The organism is Phaeodactylibacter sp. (assembly GCF_022763345.1).
Classification (GTDB): Bacteria; Bacteroidota; Bacteroidia; order Chitinophagales; family Saprospiraceae; genus Phaeodactylibacter.
Window position 1 is genome coordinate 64,686 of the sequence record NZ_JALEGS010000091.1, and the last position, 17,345, is coordinate 82,030.

The following is a 17,345-nucleotide window of genomic DNA, read 5'->3' on the forward strand; positions in this document are numbered from 1 at the left end:
TCCTTATGGCACTGATCAAACCTGTAAAAGGCATCCTCCCTCAATTTGGCGACAACTGTTACCTGGCTGAAAATGCCACCATCGTTGGCGATGTGCAGATGGGTGACGACTGTAGCGTTTGGTTTCAGGCCGTCATCCGGGGCGATGTGCACCGCATCCGCATGGGCAACAAAGTGAATGTGCAGGACGGCGCCGTTATCCATTGCACTTACCAAAAAGCGCCGACAACCATTGGCAACAACGTCTCCATCGGGCACCGGGCGCTGGTGCACGGCTGCACCCTAAAAGACAACGTGCTCGTGGGCATGGGCGCTATCGTCATGGACCACGCCGTGGTGGAAGAAAACGTGCTGATCGCAGCGGGTGCGGTAGTCCTGGAAAACAGCCACCTGGAATCCGGCTACATCTACGCTGGAGTCCCGGCACGCAAAGTTAAAGCCCTAAGTGCGGAAGCCTTCAGCGATTCCATAGAGCGGATTGCCAACAATTATGTGATGTACAGCAGCTGGTTTAAGGAGTAGCCATCCGCTGACAGCAATTACTCTTCTTCGAACTCAATCGCCATATTGTACCGCCACTGATTGAAGTACAAATTCCCCCCACGCCATTCCACCTCGCCCCGCTGAAAGTCCACTGTTTCACTGCGGGGGTGCACCTTGGCCGGGAAGAAATCGCCGGAAAAGTCATCGTTGACAATCAGGCGGTAGGCATCAGCTCCGCCAAAGAAAAAGCGTTGGGCTTCCGGGTGGTCTTCAATGGCCTGTAGGTTGAAATCGGGGTCAACGGGCACCCAGCCCATCCCCTCGAAGTACAGCTCCGACCAGTCGTGCAGGTTTTTGCTGACCGGATACAGAAACCACCCGCTTTGCCACTTCGCCGGAATGCCCACATAGCGGCAGAGGGTGATAAACAGCAAGGCTTTCATTCCGCAGTCCCCGCGCTGATTTTCGATACAGTAGGCTGGGATATTGGGCATGGTAGAATACTCCAGCGCACTCGCCCAGGGAATATTTTCGCCAATCCACTGATAGATGAGCCAGGCTTTTTGGACGGGGTCCTGCTCATTGCCAACGATGTCCTGAGCGAGCTGCTGTACCTCCGGCGTGAAGCGGATGTGCTGTGCCCGCTCCTGCGTGTAGAATCGGTACAGCATGGAGGCCGTATCGTAAGGCTCCACTTTCGCATTCCGCAAATCCTGCCAGTGGTCGTAAGCCGTGTAGGATACTTCGTACTGAAATTCCGTCCACTCCCCCGCCACTGCCGGCTTTTCCATGTAAATGGACGTATGCGGATAGCTCAGGGGCGAAATAATGTAGTGCGGCTCACTGGCATTGAGCAATTGCGGAGCAGCCAGGCGGTCGCGGCTCGGGCGGGGATAGGGCAGCCAGGCGCGGATCATCTCACCGTGGGGTACGGCATCGGGCTTCACGCGCAGGGTGTAAGTAAGCTTAAGGGTGCGGGGACGGGCAACGGACGCCTCTTCCCCTTTTACCGCCTCCACCGCGCGAGGCAGGTAGGCCTGCAGAAAACTGTCCAGCGTTTGGCTGCCGGGGCCATCCACTTCCTCCTTCCGGGCTTTGGCCTCTGCATTTACCCGGAAAAGGTTCCACACGGCATTGCGGAAGTAGCGCTTCTCGCCCTCAATAACGCGCATTTCCAGCTCGCCGCTCTCCTCCCAGGCCTGTAGCTGTGCATCGGTCAGTTTGGGAAAATAAGCGCCTAGCGTCTCCCGGATGTAGGCTTCATCCCGCGAAAAGTCAAGCTTAATACGGTCGAGCAGTGCGGACTGTAGTTGTAGCTGATAGGCAGTGGTTTCTTTTAGCCCTCCTTCAGCAATGCGGCTGGCCATGAGGTCCTGAGCGGTCCGGTATTCCCCTTCGGCTATAGCCTGATCAATGTCAGGAAAGCCGGTCTGAGCGGACAGAGGAATCATCATCAGCAAGATTAGTGCAGACAGTAAGCTTCGCATGGCGTATGGACTTGATTTTTTTATTTGATATGTTAGTAGCCCGGCACTTCCGCTAAGGGCAATATCCCGTACTCCGTGGGCTGATCCACGAGCATACGCTTCGCCCGTACAAAAGACGTCAGCCGGTATTCTGTAAAGGTGGAATCGCCCCGGCGCAGGCTTTCTTCCCGTACCTGCCCGGAGGCGTGAATGATCGCGCCGTCGCCCTGATAAATGGCTACATGGGAAATCTTCTCCGGCTTGTCGGCGGTAGCCTTCCTGCCAAAGAAAAGGAGGTCACCGGGGAGGAGGTTGGAGAAGGTGGTATCGGTTTCTACTTCCACGCCAGTGTGCACCTGCTGGGAAGCGTCCCGGGGCAACATCAGCCCGTTAAGGTAGAAAACCGTTTTGGTAAACCCGGAGCAGTCCACGCCTTTGCCAGAGGTGCCGCCCCAAAGGTAAGGGCGTCCCATGAAGCGGCTTGCGGTACGGAGGATGTTCTCCGCCGTAGGCGAGCGGCTGTCGAGCCAGGCCTGATAATCCATGGCTTCATCGGCCATAATGTAGGCTTCCCGGCCATCGGGGTACTGTACTTTCGTAAAGCCGCCCTCCTGTCCGAGCTTGCGCAGGATATTGCCGGCCACCAGATCAGAAACGATGCCTGAACCGCCCGGGCTGCTGTAGGAAAAGCCAAAATCCGGCAGGTAAATCACCCGTTCGCTATTGACCCAGGCCTCTGCACCGGCCTTATCGGTCAGCTCAAAGCCTCCGGAATCCAGCCAGCCCAGGTAGCCATCTGGGGTTTGCACGAGGTACCAGCCGTCTTCTTTTTTGAGTACGTTGAGCAAGGTGCCTAGAGTGGATTGTGTAGACAACTCAGAAGAATGCCCCGGCTTAGAGCGAATATTGCAGGCGGAAAGATTCACGATGCCGTAATGCAGGCCTTCCAGGGCTTCATCCGGCAATTGCTGCACTGCGGTGGCGTACCCCAATGCTTCCGCTTCTGATTCCAGGGCTTTTTTAGCATTAGGCAAATTGGTTTCGCCGGTGAGCAGCCACTGACCGTCCTGCTGTTCAGCGCGGATATCGAAGAGGGCCACCCGCTTGTCGGGAGCGTGGGCAGCCTTGAGTTGGTCAATCAGGTTGGAAAGCTCGGTTGGTGGCTGTGGTGCCTCCGTCTGCCCGCCGGAGTTGCAGCCTGCGGCGAGCAGTAGGAAAGCCAGGGCAAAAAGAAGGTTTCGCATCTTTTTTACCGGGAAGATAAAAAACTCTGTTCACTAATCCTCCCGCACCACCGCAATCGGCATACGGTGGTCAAACTCACCGGTGAGCGTTGGCGTCTGCACATTTCCGGTATAGCGGCGCACCTGCTGATGCACAAAATCAAACAACTCCTGAATATTCACGATGCCGTCGTGATTGTTGTCTGCTTCTCCTTTCAGCCCGCGCACCATGAAGTGGCTGAAAATACCGGAACGCAGCCCGCCGTCCTCCAGAGAGTACTCTTCCCCTTTGGAGGACATCATGAGGGCCAGTCCGCCCTTGGTATCTTCAAAGGCTTTGTACAACCGGCTGAGATCACCGGCTGAACCACCGCGGCGCGCCAGCAAGCTACCGGAGTGGCAGGCATCCGCGAGTACGACTTTGTGCTTGGCCCGGCTGTTCTCAAGCATAAACTTGATGTCTTCGTGCATGAGCTTGTTGTGGTAGCCATCGTAGTCCACCGGCATGAAGAAACCCTGCAGGCCATGGCCGGAGAAGTAGAACAGGATCACATCATTCTCGTCGGCCCGCATAAAGGTAGTGCGCATGGCTTCCTTAATATTACGATAGGTCGCGTCTTCATCGATGAGCAACCGCATTTGATTATCGGGGATAGCACCGCCTTCCGGGCTCTTCAGAAAAGCATAAAGCTGATAGGCATCATCATCCGTATAGCGCAGGGTAGGCATGTAGGAGTAGGTCGCCGCACCAATAATGACGGCCCAGATTTTCACTTCGGGGTCTCTTTCCACCGCTACCGGCATTTGCTGATCGGTACCGCCTTCTATGAATAACTTTTTGGCGGGCTTGCCGAAGTCCCAGATCGCGCCCACCACGCGGCCACTTGCGTAGTACATCACGCCCCGCCCGTGCGGGGTATGGTCTTTCCAGCTGCCCATGTATTTGCTGCCGCTTACGTAGTATACGGTACCATGCCCTTCCGGCTGCCCCTCCCGGAAGTCGCCCACATATTTGGAGCCATCCTCATAGGTAAACTTGCCTTTGCCATTTTGGCAATAGATGTTGTTGCAATTGCGGAGGTTGGTGGTGTCGCCTTCGTAACCAAATTTGCTCCAGTCAGCCAGGTACTGCCCATCCGACCATTCGCCAACGATCTCCTCGCCATCCGGAAAAGACAGGTTGCCCCGGCCGTGGCGGTCATTGTCTTTCCATTGGCCGTCGTAGACAGAGCCATCCGAGTAGTACATCCGGCCCATGCCATTGAACTGCCCGGCCATGAAGCCGCCCTCATAGCGGTCCCCATTAGCGAAATGGAAAGTCCCTTTGCCGGATTGCTGCCCGTTCACCCAAAAGCCTTCGTAGCGGTTGTCATTGGCATACGCCATAATGCCGCGGCCATGAAACTTGTTGTCCCGGAAATCGCCAGTGTATTTGTCGCCGTTGGGATAGGTGAGAATGCCACGGCCTTCTTTGAAGCCATTTTTCCAGTCGCCGGTATATTCCCGGCCATCGGAGAAGATCAAGGTGCCGTTGCCCTGTGGCTTGCCGTCCCGGAAGCGGCCCTCGTAGCGGGCACCGCTGGGGTAGATGCAGACGCCTTCCCCGTTGATGCAATCGCCAGACTTGCAGTCAATCTGGGCAGTTAGCGAAATAGTCAATACAGTGCTTAAAAGTGCAAATAGTGCAGCCCTCCTCATGGTTGTGTTGTTTTGGTGCCCTGATGCTGCCACTTCCAAACGTAAAAAATTACGATGCGGAATTAGCCATCAAAGCTGGTGTTCAAGCAGGCTTTAGGGTCAGGTGTAAAGCCCAAAGAGTAGTTGTCAAGTGTAGGGGGTATTACCATAAGGAATAGCTCGGTTTTGGATGTCAGTCAATATGTTTTTCAAAACTGCACAACGGGTGCATGTATTGCCAAGTTCAAAACCTTTAATAAAACATTAGGACTTTTTCGATGTATGTCGTCGTTTCCCGGACAGGTGAAAATCACCTGCTGGACAAGCCCGGCCCATCAGCTCCTTTTCTTCACATACTCGGTCAAAATGACGATTTGCTGCCCTTCTACTTTGCCTTCGATCTGGCCGGCATTGTCGTGCACCAGTGATATGCGGCGCACGGCGGTGCCCCGTTTGGCCGTAAAATTGGCGCCTTTGACTTTCAGGTCTTTGATCAGGGTCACGGTATCTCCGGCTTCGAGTACCTGTCCGTTGCTGTCGAGGTGGACCAATGCATTTTCATCCGGTAGCCCGGCTTTTGCCCAGGTTAGGGTATCCTCGTCCAGGTACATCATATCGAGCAGCTCAGCGGGCCAGCCCTCTCCGCGCAGGCGGTTGAGGATGCGCCAGGCTACGACCTGTACCGCCGGGACGGTGCTCCACATGCTGTCATTGAGGCAGCGCCAGTGATTGGGGTCGAGATTGTCCGGATCAGTAAGTTGCGTATGGCAGGCCCCACAGACCAGAATGCTTTCGGCTACGGACGGGGCATCAGCCGGCGGGACCGTATATACCTCAAGGGATTCCCTTTGCCCGCATAGCTCGCAGGCCTGGCCGCTGCGGGCCATCAATTCTTTCTCTACAGACATAGTGACTTTTTTGGCTGCCGCAAAGGTAGGATAAACCCGGCATTCATTCGTCGGGTAAGGCCATCTATTGGTCGGGAACGGTGTCAAGTTGGCAGCATTCTCAAAAAAAGACAGGGGGGAGGTAGGGGGCGCAAGCATCAGTATAGCGATTCCGACACACTTTAGAAATCATCCGAAAATCAAAACCATGAAAAAGCGAGCCATTTTGGCCAGCCTGCTTTGCCTGTTCATCATTCAGGCAGGGATGGCACAAAACGAACCTCAGTACACCCTCAGCGGGTACATCAAGGACAGCAGCAGTGGAGAAGAGCTGTTGTATGCCAATGTCCTTGAGCCTACCACCAGCGCCGGGGCCACCACCAATCTCTACGGATTCTACTCCCTCACCCTGCCTGCCGGGCAGTACGAACTCACGTTCACCTACCTGGGCTTTCAGTCGCTTACCCGGGCCATCACCCTGAGCGCAGACACGGAGCTGAATGTGGAGCTCACGCCCTCTTCCGCTGTCCTGCAGGAAGTGGTGGTGACGGATAAGGCCGCCAACGAATCCGTGAAGCAGGTAGCCATGAGCCGCATCGCCCTGCCCATTGAGGACATCAAGAAAATGCCTTCCCTGATGGGCGAGCCGGATGTGATCAAAACCATCCAAACCCTGCCGGGCGTAACGAGCGCGGGCGAAGGGACCTCCGCCTTCTTCGTGCGGGGCGGCAGCGCTGATCAAAACCTGGTGCTGCTCGACGAGGCGCCGGTCTATGATGTCAGCCACCTCTTTGGGCTCTTCTCGGTCTTCAATGCAGATATCATTAAGAATGCCGAGCTGTACAAGGGCGGTATCCCCTCCAAATACGGAGGCCGGTTGTCTTCCCTGCTGGAAGTGACCACCCGGGACGGCAACGCCAAACAATTTTCCGGCTCAGGCGGCATCGGCATTCTGGCGGCAAAAGGCACCATTGAAGGGCCGATTGTCAAAGACAAAGCCTCTTTTATCCTGGCGGGCCGCCGCTCCTATGCCGACTTGTACACCCGCAATAGCGAACAGCTGGACGGCACAGCGGTCATCTTCCACGACCTAAATGCCAAAGTCAACTGGAAAGCAAGCAACAAAGACCGCTTCTTCCTGTCTGCCTACAGCGGGCGCGACATCTGGCAGTTTGATGATGCTTTCCAAATGGACTGGGGGAATACCACGACCTCTTTCCGCTGGAACCACCTGTTCAGCGAGCGTCTATTCTCTAACCTGACGCTGATCTATAGTGACTTTGACTACGCCCTGCAGGACAAGGACGAAGTGCAGGGCTTTGAGTGGATAGCCAATCAGCGGGAAGCATCGCTGAAGCAGGATATGACCTTCTTCCTCAATCCGGACATCACCCTAAAATTTGGTTATCAGGGCATCTACCGCCGGTTCACACCGGGCACCATCACGCCCAATGGCGACGACAGCATCTACGAAACGACCGAGATGCAAAAGCAGTTTGCCCTGGACCACGCCCTGTACGCAGGCGCAGAGCATCAGGTGAGCGACCGGCTGAGCCTGGAGTATGGCGTGCGCTACAGCCTTTTCCAGAATATTGGCGAGGGCACAGTCTATGACTATGCGGAGCCAGGCAATAACGGCAATATCGAGGTGGTGGACTCCACCGTCTATGGCAACTTTGACATCATCAAAAGCTTTCAGAATCCAGAGCCCCGGTTTGGTGCCCGCTTTATGATCGACGACAGGCAGTCCCTGAAGCTATCGTACAACCGCATGGTGCAGTACGTGCATCTGGTTTCCAATTCGACGGTGCCCATTCCGTTTGCGACCTGGTCACCGAGCTCACCCTACCTCGACCCGCAGCGGGCAGACCAACTGGCAATGGGCTACTTCCGGAATTTGCAGGACAATACCTACGAGTTCTCAGCAGAGGCTTACTACAAGAAATCCACTGATGTGACCGACTTTGTGGATAATGCCCAGCTGTTTTTCAACCCACACATCGTGACCGAGTTCCGGCAGGGCGAATCCGAAGCCTACGGGCTGGAGCTGTTCCTGCGCAAAAACAAGGGCAGCCTGCGGGGCTTCGTCAGCTACACCTGGTCTAAGGCCGAAATGGACGTGCCGGGCCTCAATGCAGACCAACCATTCCCCGCCAATCACGACCGCCGCCACAACCTGAATGTAGCCATGAACTACGACATCAACAACCGCTGGAATGTGGGGGCCAACTTCACCTACGCCACCGGCCGCCCTATTACGCTGCCGGTCGGGCAATACGAGTTTGACGGCTACCTGGCCAACTACTACTCCGAACGCAACGGCTACCGCCTACCAGACTTCCACCGCCTCGACCTTTCTGCCACCTACGAGCCTAAGAAAAACGAAGGCCGGCGGTGGAACAACAGCTTCAGCTTCGGGGTGTACAATGCGTACAACCGCAAGAACCCCTGGACGATTTACACCCAGACCAAACAGGATGATGACGGCAACATCATAGGCGATGGCACCGAGAAGGAAGCCCGGATGGTCTACCTTTTTGGCGCAATGCCCTACTTCACCTGGAACTTTAATTTTTAACCACCCGAATTGACCCACACCATGAAAAATATTATCATTATTCTCTTGTCTGTGATTGCGCTAAGCAGCTGCGATGAAGTCGTCGAGTTAGACATTCAACAGGCCGAGCCCAGGCTCATCATAGAGGCCCTGGTTACCAATCAGCCAAGCCGGCAGTATGTACAACTCACCCGGACTATTCCCTTTGGGGCAAAGGAAAAGGTACCCACCGTCAGTGGAGCATCGGTAAGTGTTTCGGATGCGTATGGCTATGTGATGGACTATACAGAAAGTACGCCAGGCTACTATGTACCTGCGGAGCCTTTCGCGGGGACACCCGGCATTACTTACACCCTTCATGTGGAAGTGGACGGACAAACCTACACCGCTGAAGAGGTGATGCAGGACGTCTCACCCCTGGACAGCCTATCCGTGCGGGAAGACCCTGCGGAAAAAGCCGACCCGGAAGAGGAAGGCCGGTTCTACGAGGTCCTCATCTACGGTAAAGAACCACAGGAGACTGAAAACTTTTACCTGTTCAAGTTTTACCGCAATGACACTCTTTTCACGAATGACGGCAGCTGGATTTTCGCGTATGACGACACGATACTGGGGGGCAATATTCAGGCACTTCCGGCCCCGCTCTACTACGCCGCATCAGACAAAGCAAAACTGGAGATGTACCCCATTACCCGGCAGGCTTACCGGTACTATCTTGATCTCAGTTCCAATATCAACAACGATGGCGGCATGTTTAGCGGGCAGCCTGCAAATGTGCGGACCAATATCGAAGGCGGAGCATTAGGATACTTCCAAGCTTCGGTCCTACACACGCTGGAGACAGAGGTGAACCCGTAGCACTCTGTTTATCAAAAGAAGTAGCATAGCCCGGTGCAGCCCTTTTTGCGCCGGGCTTTTGTTTTTTGAACACCTGCTCAGACCGTCCGTTAAAGCAGTAGCAAAAGCAACGGTTGGTGACGATTGCCATTTCAGCCGTCAAAAAAACAAAAACTATGCTGTACTTAAAACAGAACATGCTCGTACTCGCCTTACTGACTTTCAGCTTTGGAATTGCCCTTGGGCAGCCTTTTGCAGAAAGCGAACGCTCCATGAGCAAGGGCGTACACAACAGTTTCCTGGTGGACTTTCAAATTGGTGAAGCCGATGACATCGCTGACCTGTGGGTGGACTACCAAAAGGACTTCGATGCCCGCAATCCAAAGAAGAATGATGCCGGCGAATACTTTGGCGATAATGCCGAGATCGAAGCCATCAGCGCCAATACGATTGACATTTATTCCACGGTAAAATCCAAGAAGCCGGCACCGGGCGCTATCGTGACCATCTGGTTTGACCTGGGCGGCGCTTACCTGTCCTCCGCTACCCACCCTGACCGCATGGAGGGTGCCCGCAACTGGCTGGAAGGCTTCCGCAATTTCGTGATGAAGGAATACGCCGAGGAAGCCCTGGAAGCCGAAGAGGACAAGCTCAAGGACATGGAAAAGGCGCTCAAGGATGCCCGTGATGCCGAAGAAGACATTACTGAAGACATCAAGGAAATGGAAGCCGAGCTTGCTGAACTAAAGAAAAGACTAGGCAGTGCGGAAAAGGACGCTCAGATGAAAGCCGAAGCCGTCAACAAGCAAAAGCAGATTGTGGAACAGGCCAAGGCGAGAGCGAAATCGCTTAAGAATTAATCCGGTGTACCGCCTTCCCCCCCGGAAGGCTCGCCCTGGGAAGTGAACTCCGGTGCACCGTTCTGTGCATTTGTACCTTCTTTGAACGGTGCCCATTCCACCCGTGTCCGGGGCAGGCTTTCGGGGTACTCTTTTTGTATGAAGGTAATCAGCCCTTCGCGGACCTGGCAGCGCAAGTCCCAGGCTTCCGATGCATTGCGGGCACTGGTGAGGGCACGTATTTCCATGGTGTGCCGGTCGGCATTCGTAACCTGTACCACGTTGACGCGTTGGTCCCACAACGGATTGCCCTCCAGCAACTCGGTGAACTTTTGCCGCAAGGCATCCACCGGTACCCGGTAGTCCGTGTATAAAAATACATAGGCCAGGAGCTGTGAAGAGCTGCGCGTCCAGTTTTGGAAAGGCTTTTCGTTAAAGTAATTCAGCGGAACTACCAGGCGGCGCTCATCCCAAATGCGGACGACCACGTAGGTAAGCGTAATCTCCTCCACCCGGCCCCACTCATTCTCTACGATCACAACATCATCAATCCGGATAGGCTGTGTAAAGGCCAGCTGAAAGCCCGCCAGTAGGTTCGCGATCGACTTTTGGGCGGCCAGACCAATGATGATACCCGCTACGCCGGCTGAGGTCAGCAGGCCGGTACCCAATTCCCGTACCTTATCAAATTGCAACAGAATGAAGGCTACCGCTACAATGAATACCACCACAGAAACCACCCGCTTGATGTACTGAAACTGTGTGATGATTTTGCGCTCCGTCAGGTTATTCTCCTTGGTGAGGCGGTAGCGGTCGCGGACCAAATCGCTCACCACATCGGTCAGTTCGATCAATGCCCAGCCACCGAATACATAAATGAGGCTTTCAAACAAGATGCTGAGATTGCCTGCTACCCGTTCACTTACTTCAATAAAGGCTATGGCTATATTCAGCCCGACCACCACGCCCAGAAAGCGGGCAGGGCGGCGGAGATTCCGGTTAAAGGATTGAAAAGGCAGGCTGTCCCGGCGCTCTCCGTACCAGTGGATCCCTTTAAAAATGCCCCAAAAGAGTACGAAGCCGGCAAGCCCTGCCAGTACAAGCTGTATTAAAGGCAGTAGCCAGGCATAAGAGGTTGCTAAAAGTTGGTCAAACATAGACAGGCTTTTTAGAGGTTATCCAAAATAGGGTACTACAGATACAACTCGTCTTTTGCCCGGCTTTGTTCGATCCTGGTTGCTTATTCGAAAACAATGGGCTGAGTGGATGCCCCGTTTTGCCCCTGCAATACCAAATAGTACAAGCCCGGCGCCAGTTGTTGGCGGTGGAGTTGCAGGGCCGGTTGGGAGACTGTCCAGGAGCGGAGTTGCTGCCCGTTGCTGTTCATCAACCTGAGCTGAGCCGGCTGTCCCGACCAGTTGTCCAGGCGCACGGTAAAGGTAGAGCTGGCAGGGTTGGGAAAAACCATCCATCCCAATTGTGGCAATGGCTCCAGTGTAGAGGAAGGTGTACCGCAGAAGGGGTCTGACCAGCGCTCATCCGTAATAAAAACTTCATCGGTCAGGGTGTGGAGAAAGGCAACGAGGGCCTCCTGTTCTTCCTCCGTCAGGTCGAGGCGGCGGGGCGGCCCGCTGGGCCCGATACGGAGCTGATGAGACAAATTAGGATGAGGCTGCACGTTGCTGTTGTAGTGGTCCACCACTTCCTCCAGCGTTTCGAAGCGGCCATCGTGCATGTAGGGGGCAGTCAGCCCAATATTGCGGAGGGAAGGCACCTTGAAAAGCCCGATTTCCTGCGGGATACCGGTTACACCTCCCAGGCCCGGGTCGATAGAGGGGTCGGTATCCAGGCCGTTGTTGCGCGCCTCGGACGCAATGAAAGCATCTGTTCCATGGCAAACGGCACAATTCCCCAATTCCGGATCAAAAAAGACGGCTTTACCGAGGTTCTCCTGATCCGTAAAGTTGGGCAGCGGGCCCTGATTCGGCGGGCCCGGAGGGGCCTGCTGCCGTCCCTGATCCCATTTGGACTGATAGCTGACCATCGAGCGGATGAACTGGGCGAGCGCCCGGGCAATGCGGTCTTCTGTGATTGCAGCATCGCCATAGGCACTTTCAAAAAGGGAAGGATAGAACTCCGTGGTTTCCAGACGGTAAATAAGTTCGTCCAGCGTAAGTCCCATTTCCACGGGGTCCTGAATCGGCAACAGCGCCTGTTCTTCCAGGGTGCCGGACCGCTCATCCCAAAAGAAATGCCCGTTAGGATAATACTTAGCCATGCTCAGCCCCATGGAGTGCCGGGCGGTATGTTCCCCATCGAAGCCTTCGCTCAGCGCGGCATCATCCGAGAAAGCGAGTTCCTGTTTGTGGCAGGAGGCGCAGGCTACCGTTTGGTTGACCGACAGGCGGGTATCGTAAAAGAGGACCCGGCCCAGGGTTGCCCCTTCATCGGTGACGGGGTTATCAGCGGGTGTATTATCTGCACCCTGAATGGGGGGCGCATTGAAAAAAGGCGGCAAAGGCAGGTTGGCATAATTGAAGGGCGCTTCTTCAGGCAGGTCCAGGCAGTCATTACCAACAGGGTCAAAATCGGGGCCGAATGCCGTTAGGGCTAACAACAAAGCGAAAACAGCGGTGAGGGTTACGATCCGGGGCATAGTCATAGCAGTAGGGTGTTTTTGTGTCACCTTTAGACTAGACAAAAATAGGAAAGTTTAAACGGGGAAAAGAGTGGGAGAGAAAAGTAGGCAGCCCCTACAATTAAAACTAGTGAGTGTAGCTAGGGGCTGCTTACAAAATTTACGCCTATATCATCAAACTATAACGTAAACGGCCGGGCAGCCCAATGCGCTGCTTTGCGCACTAATTTTTTTCGTATTCGGCTACAAGTTCCTTTAATTCAGACAGGTAGCGCTGTTTTTTGGGGGCGCGCCGCTTGCGGTTGGTGTGGGTAAAAAAGCTGTGCTGTTCCAGAAAACTGACCTGAATGCGGTTCCAGGCTTCCTCAGAAGTGAGCACATTGGAGGCTTTAAGCTCCTCAAAAAGGGTACGGCCAATATCATAGAAATCGTCACGGCCCAGGTAGTCGAGGTCGGCATCACACATGATTTGCTCCAGTTCATTGTTGGGAGTCTGTGGGATTTTAGTGGCCATGATCATACCGCAGATGCGCTCGATTTCCTTTGGTTTGTAGCCGTAGCGGGGCAGGTGGTCGCGGGCGATGCCGCAGCCGAGGCGCTCGTGCTCCTGTGCGGAGATGGTAAAGCCGGAATCGTGGAACAGGGCGGCTGTTTTCAGCAGCATCTCCTCGTAGGGGGTCACCTTTTCGTAATAGCAGAGCTCCTCTACGGTGTACAGTACATCAAGCGTGTGATGAATGCCGTGGTAGTAGAGCTGATTACTAAGTTCGGATTCCAGTTTGTCGAGGATAAAAGCTTTCGCTGCGTGAAAATTCATGGTTTAGCTTTAATGCCGGTACCGGTTGGTTTCCTGCTGTTCGTTTGATGATCGGCTCCTAAATTTAACCACTTCGCACGGATTACGCAAGGGGAGTGCTTGCGCACAAAGCCGAAGGCAGTCTGTTTCAGGGGTCTTTTAACGAAACGGAAGTGGCAATTCTTATGCAGGGTGGGATTTTTTTTGGGTTTGCGGGCAATAAAAAAATCGCGACCGCAGCAGTTGTTGCCCCGATCGCGATTCCGTTCTGTCTGAAATATTAATTTCTATTCCTCCAGCAGCAGTACACCGCTCGCCAGGAACTTTGTTTCCTTTTTAGGCTCGGTGATGGCCTCAATTTCTTCCTGTGACTTGCCTGCGTCCTCAGCGTAGTGGCGCAGCTCGTCTACCGGTGTTTCTTCCACGAATGCGTAGCCGTCCATGATGACCTTGCGGCCAGCGATGTCCTTAGGCATGAAGAAGCCGTAGTCCTTAAAGCGCACCATGATGGGCTCTGCGTCCGGATCGTCAGAAGCGATGGTCATCCAGCAGCCTTTGGCCTGACAGACTTCCTGTACCGTACCGGTGAACTTAACGGCTACAGAGTCCGCAGCTTCAGTTTCCATCTTGCTGCTCAGGTCCTGATAAGAAATGGCCCCATCGGCAGTGATGGCTTCGCCAAAAGTTTGCGGCTCGGCAGGCGCTTCCGTTGCTGTGGTTTCAGTAGTTGCTTCTTCCGCCGGAGCGCTTTCGGAATTACAGGAAAACAAGAGGGCGGCAAAGGTGCCGGCAAATAATAGTTTCTTCAACATGATTTCTTGATTTTGATTTCTTTACGGCCTTTTGGGGCGTAGCAGCGCAAAGATACGGGCTCTGGAGCAGGTTGCCAATATTATATGAAGGAATTGTCGGATGAGTGTGTACAGTGAGGACTAGCGCATGAAAGCGGTTTCAGTTCCAAAACGGTGTTCAATGCATGCTTCAAAAAGATGAAAGGCCTGATGCACGGTGAGTGGGTAAGGCGGCTATGCAAACCCAATTAAGGCTTCCATCCCACGTTGTTTGAACTACCCCAACGCCCACTTCCAAACACCAACCGTCCGATATCGAACAGGTAGCAAAAACCCGAAAGCGTAAAACCCTGTTAATCAACACCTCTATTTTTGGCACGACTCCTGCACCCCTCTCAGCAAAACAATACCTGAGAGATGGACCGACCAATATCTGACACCAAGAAAAAGCGCCGCCTGGGCAAAAACGCCCTCCGCATTACCGGGCTGATTGCTGTATTAGTTGGCGCCCTGTTTGTGCTGCGCAGCATGCTCACCAAAGAGCTGGACCGCAAAGATTTTCAAACAGCTACCGTTGAGGTGGGCAAAGTGGAAGAGGCCATCACCGCTTCCGGGCTGGTCGTGCCGGCCTTTGAGCAGCAACTCACCGCCCCTGTCACCGCTGCTATTCAGGAGGTGCACCGGCAGTCTGGCGATCAGGTGGAGCGGGGAGACACCATTCTCCAACTCGACGAAGAATACATCCGCCTGCAGTACGAATCGCTGGCCGATCAGCTGGAGCTGAAGAAGAACAAAATCACCCGGCTACGGCACGAGTACGACAAAAACATTCAGGACCTGGCTTACGAAAGCGAAATCAAAGCCCTGCAAATCTCCAGTCTGGAGGCTCAACTGGCAGACACCAAGCGCCTGCGTGAAATCGGCTCCGCTACCCCGGAGGAAGTCGATCAGGCTCAACTACAGCTGGATATTGCCCGCCTGGAAAAGCAAAAACTGGACAACGAACTGCGCTTCCGTGAACAGGTCCTGCCCGGCGACCGCCGCAACCTGGAACTTGAAGTCCGCATGGAGGAAAAGAAAAGCAGTGAGCTCTCCCGAAAGCTTCGGGAAACGAGCGTCATCGCACCCCGCTCTGGTGTCATCACCTGGATTAATGAAGACCTCGGCAAGCAGGTCAGCGAAGGCGAACTCCTGGTCCGTCTGGCCGACCTTCAGCGCTACCGCATCGAAGCGACCTGCTCCGACCGCTACGCCGCTCAGGTCAAAATAGGGCTGCCGGTGCGGGTGCGCATCAATCAAACGGACCTGAACGGGCGCATCTCCACTATCCTGCCGGCAGTGGAAAACAACACCGTGGCCTTCATCGTCGAGCTGGACGAGCCCGACCACCCCAAACTGCGCCCCAACCGCCGCGTGGAGGTCTTCCTCATCGCCAATGCCCGCGAGCAAGCCCTGCGCCTGAAAAACGGGCCGGCCTTCCGTGGCAAAACCATACAGCCGCTGTTTGTCGTGGACGGCACGGAAGCCCGCCGCACGGAAGCCCGCATTGGCCTCACTAGCGTCGACTACGTGGAGCTGCTGGAAACCGACCTGCAGCCCGGCCAGCAAGTCATCATTTCCGATATGGCTGCCTACGAACACCTGGATAAAATCAAGCTCGAAGAATAAACGCTCGCTGCCACCCATTCACAAGCGATCAAAACCTAAGCCATGAAACGAATCATCACCTTCTACCTAAGCCTGTTGCCCATCGCCCTCGTGGCACAGGTGCTGCCCGACAGCCTGCAACTGGAAGCCTTCCTCCAACTGGCCGAAGCGCGCAGCCTGGACCGGCAGCAAGCTGAAACAGACCTGGAACTGGCAGAGCTGGATTTCCGGTTGTTCCGCGCCAGCCAGCGGCCACAAATTCTGGCGAGCGCCAATCTCCCCAACTACCAGCGTACCGTAAGTGAAATTGTGCAGCCAAATGGCACGGTGCTCTTCCAGCCCATCCGCAACAACAACAGCGCCCTGGGGCTACGCCTCACACAGGCCATCCCGGCTACCGGGGGCACCCTGTTTGTGCAAAGCAATCTGCAGCGCTTCGATGACTTTGAAGGGAACAACTCCCTCTACAACGGCATTCCCGTCCGCATAGGACTGGCACAACCCCTGTTTGGCTTCAACGAGCAAAAGTGGGCGCAACAACTGGCGCCCGTACGCCTGACCGAAGCGCAGAAGCAATACCGCGCCGACCGGGCTACCATCCGTACCGCAGCCACCCGACTGTTTTTTAATTTCCTTTATGCCCGTACGGAACTCGACATCGCTATTGCCAATCAGGAAAGCAATCAGGAGCTGTTCGAAATCGCACAGGAACGACATAACCTGGGCAAAATTTCGGACAGCGACCTGATGCAACTACAGGTCAGCCTGCTTTCTGCACAGCGCAGCCGCCGCAATGCAGAGCAGACCTACCGCGACCGGGCAGCTCAAATCCGGGCTTTCCTGGGCTTGTCACCGGAGGCAGACCTGCCTTATCCCAAACGGCCAGGCACGCCTCCCGAGGTTACCCTTGAACCGGAAGCAGCCATTGCCGAAGCATTCAAAAACCGCCCGGAGCTGGACCGATATGCCCGCCGCATCCTCGAAGCCGAACAGGAAGTGGCCCGCGCCAAAGGGCAGGGCGGCTTTCAGGCTGACCTGATCGCTTCTGTGGGCTGGACCCGTTCGGCTCAGGACCTGGAGCAGATTTACCAGTCGCCACTGAACGAACAGCTGATACAGGTACAAGTGAGCGTACCTATACTGGACTGGGGCGCACAGCGTAGCCGCGTAGCCCTGCAGCAGGCCCGCCTCGAACTCGAGCAGCGGCAGGTTCAACAGGAAGAACTGGATTTTCAGACCGATGTACGGCAGACCTTGCAGCAGGTCCAAAACCTGCAGCAGGAGGTACAACTGGCACAATCCCTGACCAACCTGGCACAGGAGCGCTTCCGCATCGCACTGGAAAGCTACCGCCTCGGCGGCATTGATATCACGAATCTCATCATCAGTCAGCAGGAGAAAGACCTGGCCATGCGCACCTATATTTTCGCCCTGGGCGACTACTGGCAGGCCTACTACGAACTGCAGCGGCTGACTTTAATCGAATTTTAAATTTTCAAAAATAC

At 54.9% G+C, this 17,345-nt stretch carries 14 protein-coding genes; 6 read left to right on the forward strand and 8 right to left on the reverse strand.

The window, feature by feature from the left end; genetic code table 11:
- The first annotated feature begins 5 nt into the window (after positions 1-5).
- Positions 6-521, forward strand: coding sequence for a gamma carbonic anhydrase family protein (locus tag MRY86_RS23095; RefSeq protein ID WP_293568028.1), 516 nt, complete (start codon positions 6-8; stop codon positions 519-521).
- A 17-nt stretch (positions 522-538) separates the two neighbouring features.
- On the opposite strand, the gene MRY86_RS23100 is transcribed toward MRY86_RS23095, so the two are convergent.
- The 4 genes from MRY86_RS23100 to MRY86_RS23115 all read right to left on the reverse strand — a co-directional run bounded on the left by MRY86_RS23100 (position 539) and on the right by MRY86_RS23115 (position 5,756).
- Positions 539-1,969, reverse strand: coding sequence for a transglutaminase-like domain-containing protein (locus MRY86_RS23100; RefSeq protein ID WP_293568026.1), 1,431 nt, complete (start codon positions 1,967-1,969; stop codon positions 539-541).
- Positions 1,970-2,001: 32 nt separating this feature from the next.
- Positions 2,002-3,192 (reverse strand): C40 family peptidase, encoded by a 1,191-nt coding sequence (locus tag MRY86_RS23105; protein ID WP_293568024.1) that lies wholly within the window; start codon positions 3,190-3,192, stop codon positions 2,002-2,004.
- 33 nt (positions 3,193-3,225) lie between these two features.
- Positions 3,226-4,869: a caspase family protein gene (locus MRY86_RS23110; RefSeq protein ID WP_293568022.1), complete on the reverse strand. Its 1,644-nt coding sequence runs from the start codon at positions 4,867-4,869 to the stop codon at positions 3,226-3,228.
- Between the two features lie 314 nt (positions 4,870-5,183).
- Positions 5,184-5,756 carry an alkylphosphonate utilization protein gene (locus MRY86_RS23115; protein ID WP_293568020.1) on the reverse strand — a complete coding sequence of 191 codons (573 nt, stop codon included), beginning with the start codon at positions 5,754-5,756 and terminating at the stop codon, positions 5,184-5,186.
- A 187-nt stretch (positions 5,757-5,943) separates the two neighbouring features.
- Between MRY86_RS23115 and MRY86_RS23120 the strand changes: the two genes are divergently transcribed.
- From MRY86_RS23120 to MRY86_RS23130, 3 genes are all read left to right on the forward strand, one after another.
- Complete coding sequence (locus tag MRY86_RS23120; RefSeq protein ID WP_293568018.1) at positions 5,944-8,313, forward strand: TonB-dependent receptor; 2,370 nt, start codon at positions 5,944-5,946, stop codon at positions 8,311-8,313.
- A gap of 21 nt (positions 8,314-8,334) precedes the next feature.
- The gene (locus MRY86_RS23125) at positions 8,335-9,150 is read left to right on the forward strand and encodes a DUF4249 domain-containing protein (RefSeq protein WP_293568016.1); all 816 of its coding nucleotides are present in this window, start codon (positions 8,335-8,337) and stop codon (positions 9,148-9,150) included.
- Positions 9,151-9,305: 155 nt separating this feature from the next.
- Positions 9,306-9,989 carry a hypothetical protein gene (locus MRY86_RS23130; protein WP_293568014.1) on the forward strand — a complete coding sequence of 228 codons (684 nt, stop codon included), beginning with the start codon at positions 9,306-9,308 and terminating at the stop codon, positions 9,987-9,989.
- On the opposite strand, the gene MRY86_RS23135 is transcribed toward MRY86_RS23130, so the two are convergent.
- The 4 genes from MRY86_RS23135 to MRY86_RS23150 form a co-directional block, all read right to left on the reverse strand.
- Positions 9,986-11,125, reverse strand: coding sequence for a mechanosensitive ion channel domain-containing protein (locus MRY86_RS23135; protein ID WP_293568012.1), 1,140 nt, complete (start codon positions 11,123-11,125; stop codon positions 9,986-9,988). The genes MRY86_RS23130 and MRY86_RS23135 overlap by 4 nt on opposite strands.
- Positions 11,126-11,208: 83 nt before the next feature.
- Positions 11,209-12,630, reverse strand: coding sequence for a cytochrome c peroxidase (locus tag MRY86_RS23140; RefSeq protein ID WP_293568010.1), 1,422 nt, complete (start codon positions 12,628-12,630; stop codon positions 11,209-11,211).
- A 199-nt stretch (positions 12,631-12,829) separates the two neighbouring features.
- The gene (locus MRY86_RS23145; protein ID WP_293568009.1) at positions 12,830-13,423 is read right to left on the reverse strand and encodes an HD domain-containing protein; all 594 of its coding nucleotides are present in this window, start codon (positions 13,421-13,423) and stop codon (positions 12,830-12,832) included.
- Between the two features lie 266 nt (positions 13,424-13,689).
- A complete protein-coding gene (locus tag MRY86_RS23150) occupies positions 13,690-14,214 on the reverse strand; it encodes a DUF4920 domain-containing protein (protein WP_293568007.1) in 525 nt (174 codons plus the stop codon).
- A gap of 396 nt (positions 14,215-14,610) precedes the next feature.
- On the opposite strand from MRY86_RS23150, the gene MRY86_RS23155 reads away from it, so the two are divergent.
- On the forward strand, positions 14,611-15,861 hold the full coding sequence (locus MRY86_RS23155) for an HlyD family efflux transporter periplasmic adaptor subunit (protein ID WP_293568005.1): 1,251 nt from the start codon (positions 14,611-14,613) through the stop codon (positions 15,859-15,861).
- A gap of 42 nt (positions 15,862-15,903) precedes the next feature.
- On the forward strand, positions 15,904-17,331 hold the full coding sequence (locus MRY86_RS23160; RefSeq protein ID WP_293568003.1) for a TolC family protein: 1,428 nt from the start codon (positions 15,904-15,906) through the stop codon (positions 17,329-17,331).
- The last annotated feature ends 14 nt before the right edge of the window (positions 17,332-17,345 follow it).

What these genes read in the sequence shown, in the direction of transcription:
- MRY86_RS23115 (WP_293568020.1), bottom strand. Translation starts at nt 5,756, where the DNA reads ATGTCTGTAGAGAAAGAATTGATGGCCCGCAGCGGCCAGGCCTGCGAG.
- MRY86_RS23130 (WP_293568014.1), top strand. Translation starts at nt 9,306, where the DNA reads ATGCTGTACTTAAAACAGAACATGCTCGTACTCGCCTTACTGACTTTC.
- MRY86_RS23100 (WP_293568026.1), bottom strand. Translation starts at nt 1,969, where the DNA reads ATGCGAAGCTTACTGTCTGCACTAATCTTGCTGATGATGATTCCTCTG.
- MRY86_RS23110 (WP_293568022.1), bottom strand. Translation starts at nt 4,869, where the DNA reads ATGAGGAGGGCTGCACTATTTGCACTTTTAAGCACTGTATTGACTATT.
- MRY86_RS23120 (WP_293568018.1), top strand. Translation starts at nt 5,944, where the DNA reads ATGAAAAAGCGAGCCATTTTGGCCAGCCTGCTTTGCCTGTTCATCATT.
- MRY86_RS23135 (WP_293568012.1), bottom strand. Translation starts at nt 11,125, where the DNA reads ATGTTTGACCAACTTTTAGCAACCTCTTATGCCTGGCTACTGCCTTTA.
- MRY86_RS23140 (WP_293568010.1), bottom strand. Translation starts at nt 12,630, where the DNA reads ATGACTATGCCCCGGATCGTAACCCTCACCGCTGTTTTCGCTTTGTTG.
- MRY86_RS23145 (WP_293568009.1), bottom strand. Translation starts at nt 13,423, where the DNA reads ATGAATTTTCACGCAGCGAAAGCTTTTATCCTCGACAAACTGGAATCC.
- MRY86_RS23150 (WP_293568007.1), bottom strand. Translation starts at nt 14,214, where the DNA reads ATGTTGAAGAAACTATTATTTGCCGGCACCTTTGCCGCCCTCTTGTTT.
- MRY86_RS23095 (WP_293568028.1), top strand. Translation starts at nt 6, where the DNA reads ATGGCACTGATCAAACCTGTAAAAGGCATCCTCCCTCAATTTGGCGAC.
- MRY86_RS23125 (WP_293568016.1), top strand. Translation starts at nt 8,335, where the DNA reads ATGAAAAATATTATCATTATTCTCTTGTCTGTGATTGCGCTAAGCAGC.
- MRY86_RS23105 (WP_293568024.1), bottom strand. Translation starts at nt 3,192, where the DNA reads ATGCGAAACCTTCTTTTTGCCCTGGCTTTCCTACTGCTCGCCGCAGGC.
- MRY86_RS23155 (WP_293568005.1), top strand. Translation starts at nt 14,611, where the DNA reads ATGGACCGACCAATATCTGACACCAAGAAAAAGCGCCGCCTGGGCAAA.
- MRY86_RS23160 (WP_293568003.1), top strand. Translation starts at nt 15,904, where the DNA reads ATGAAACGAATCATCACCTTCTACCTAAGCCTGTTGCCCATCGCCCTC.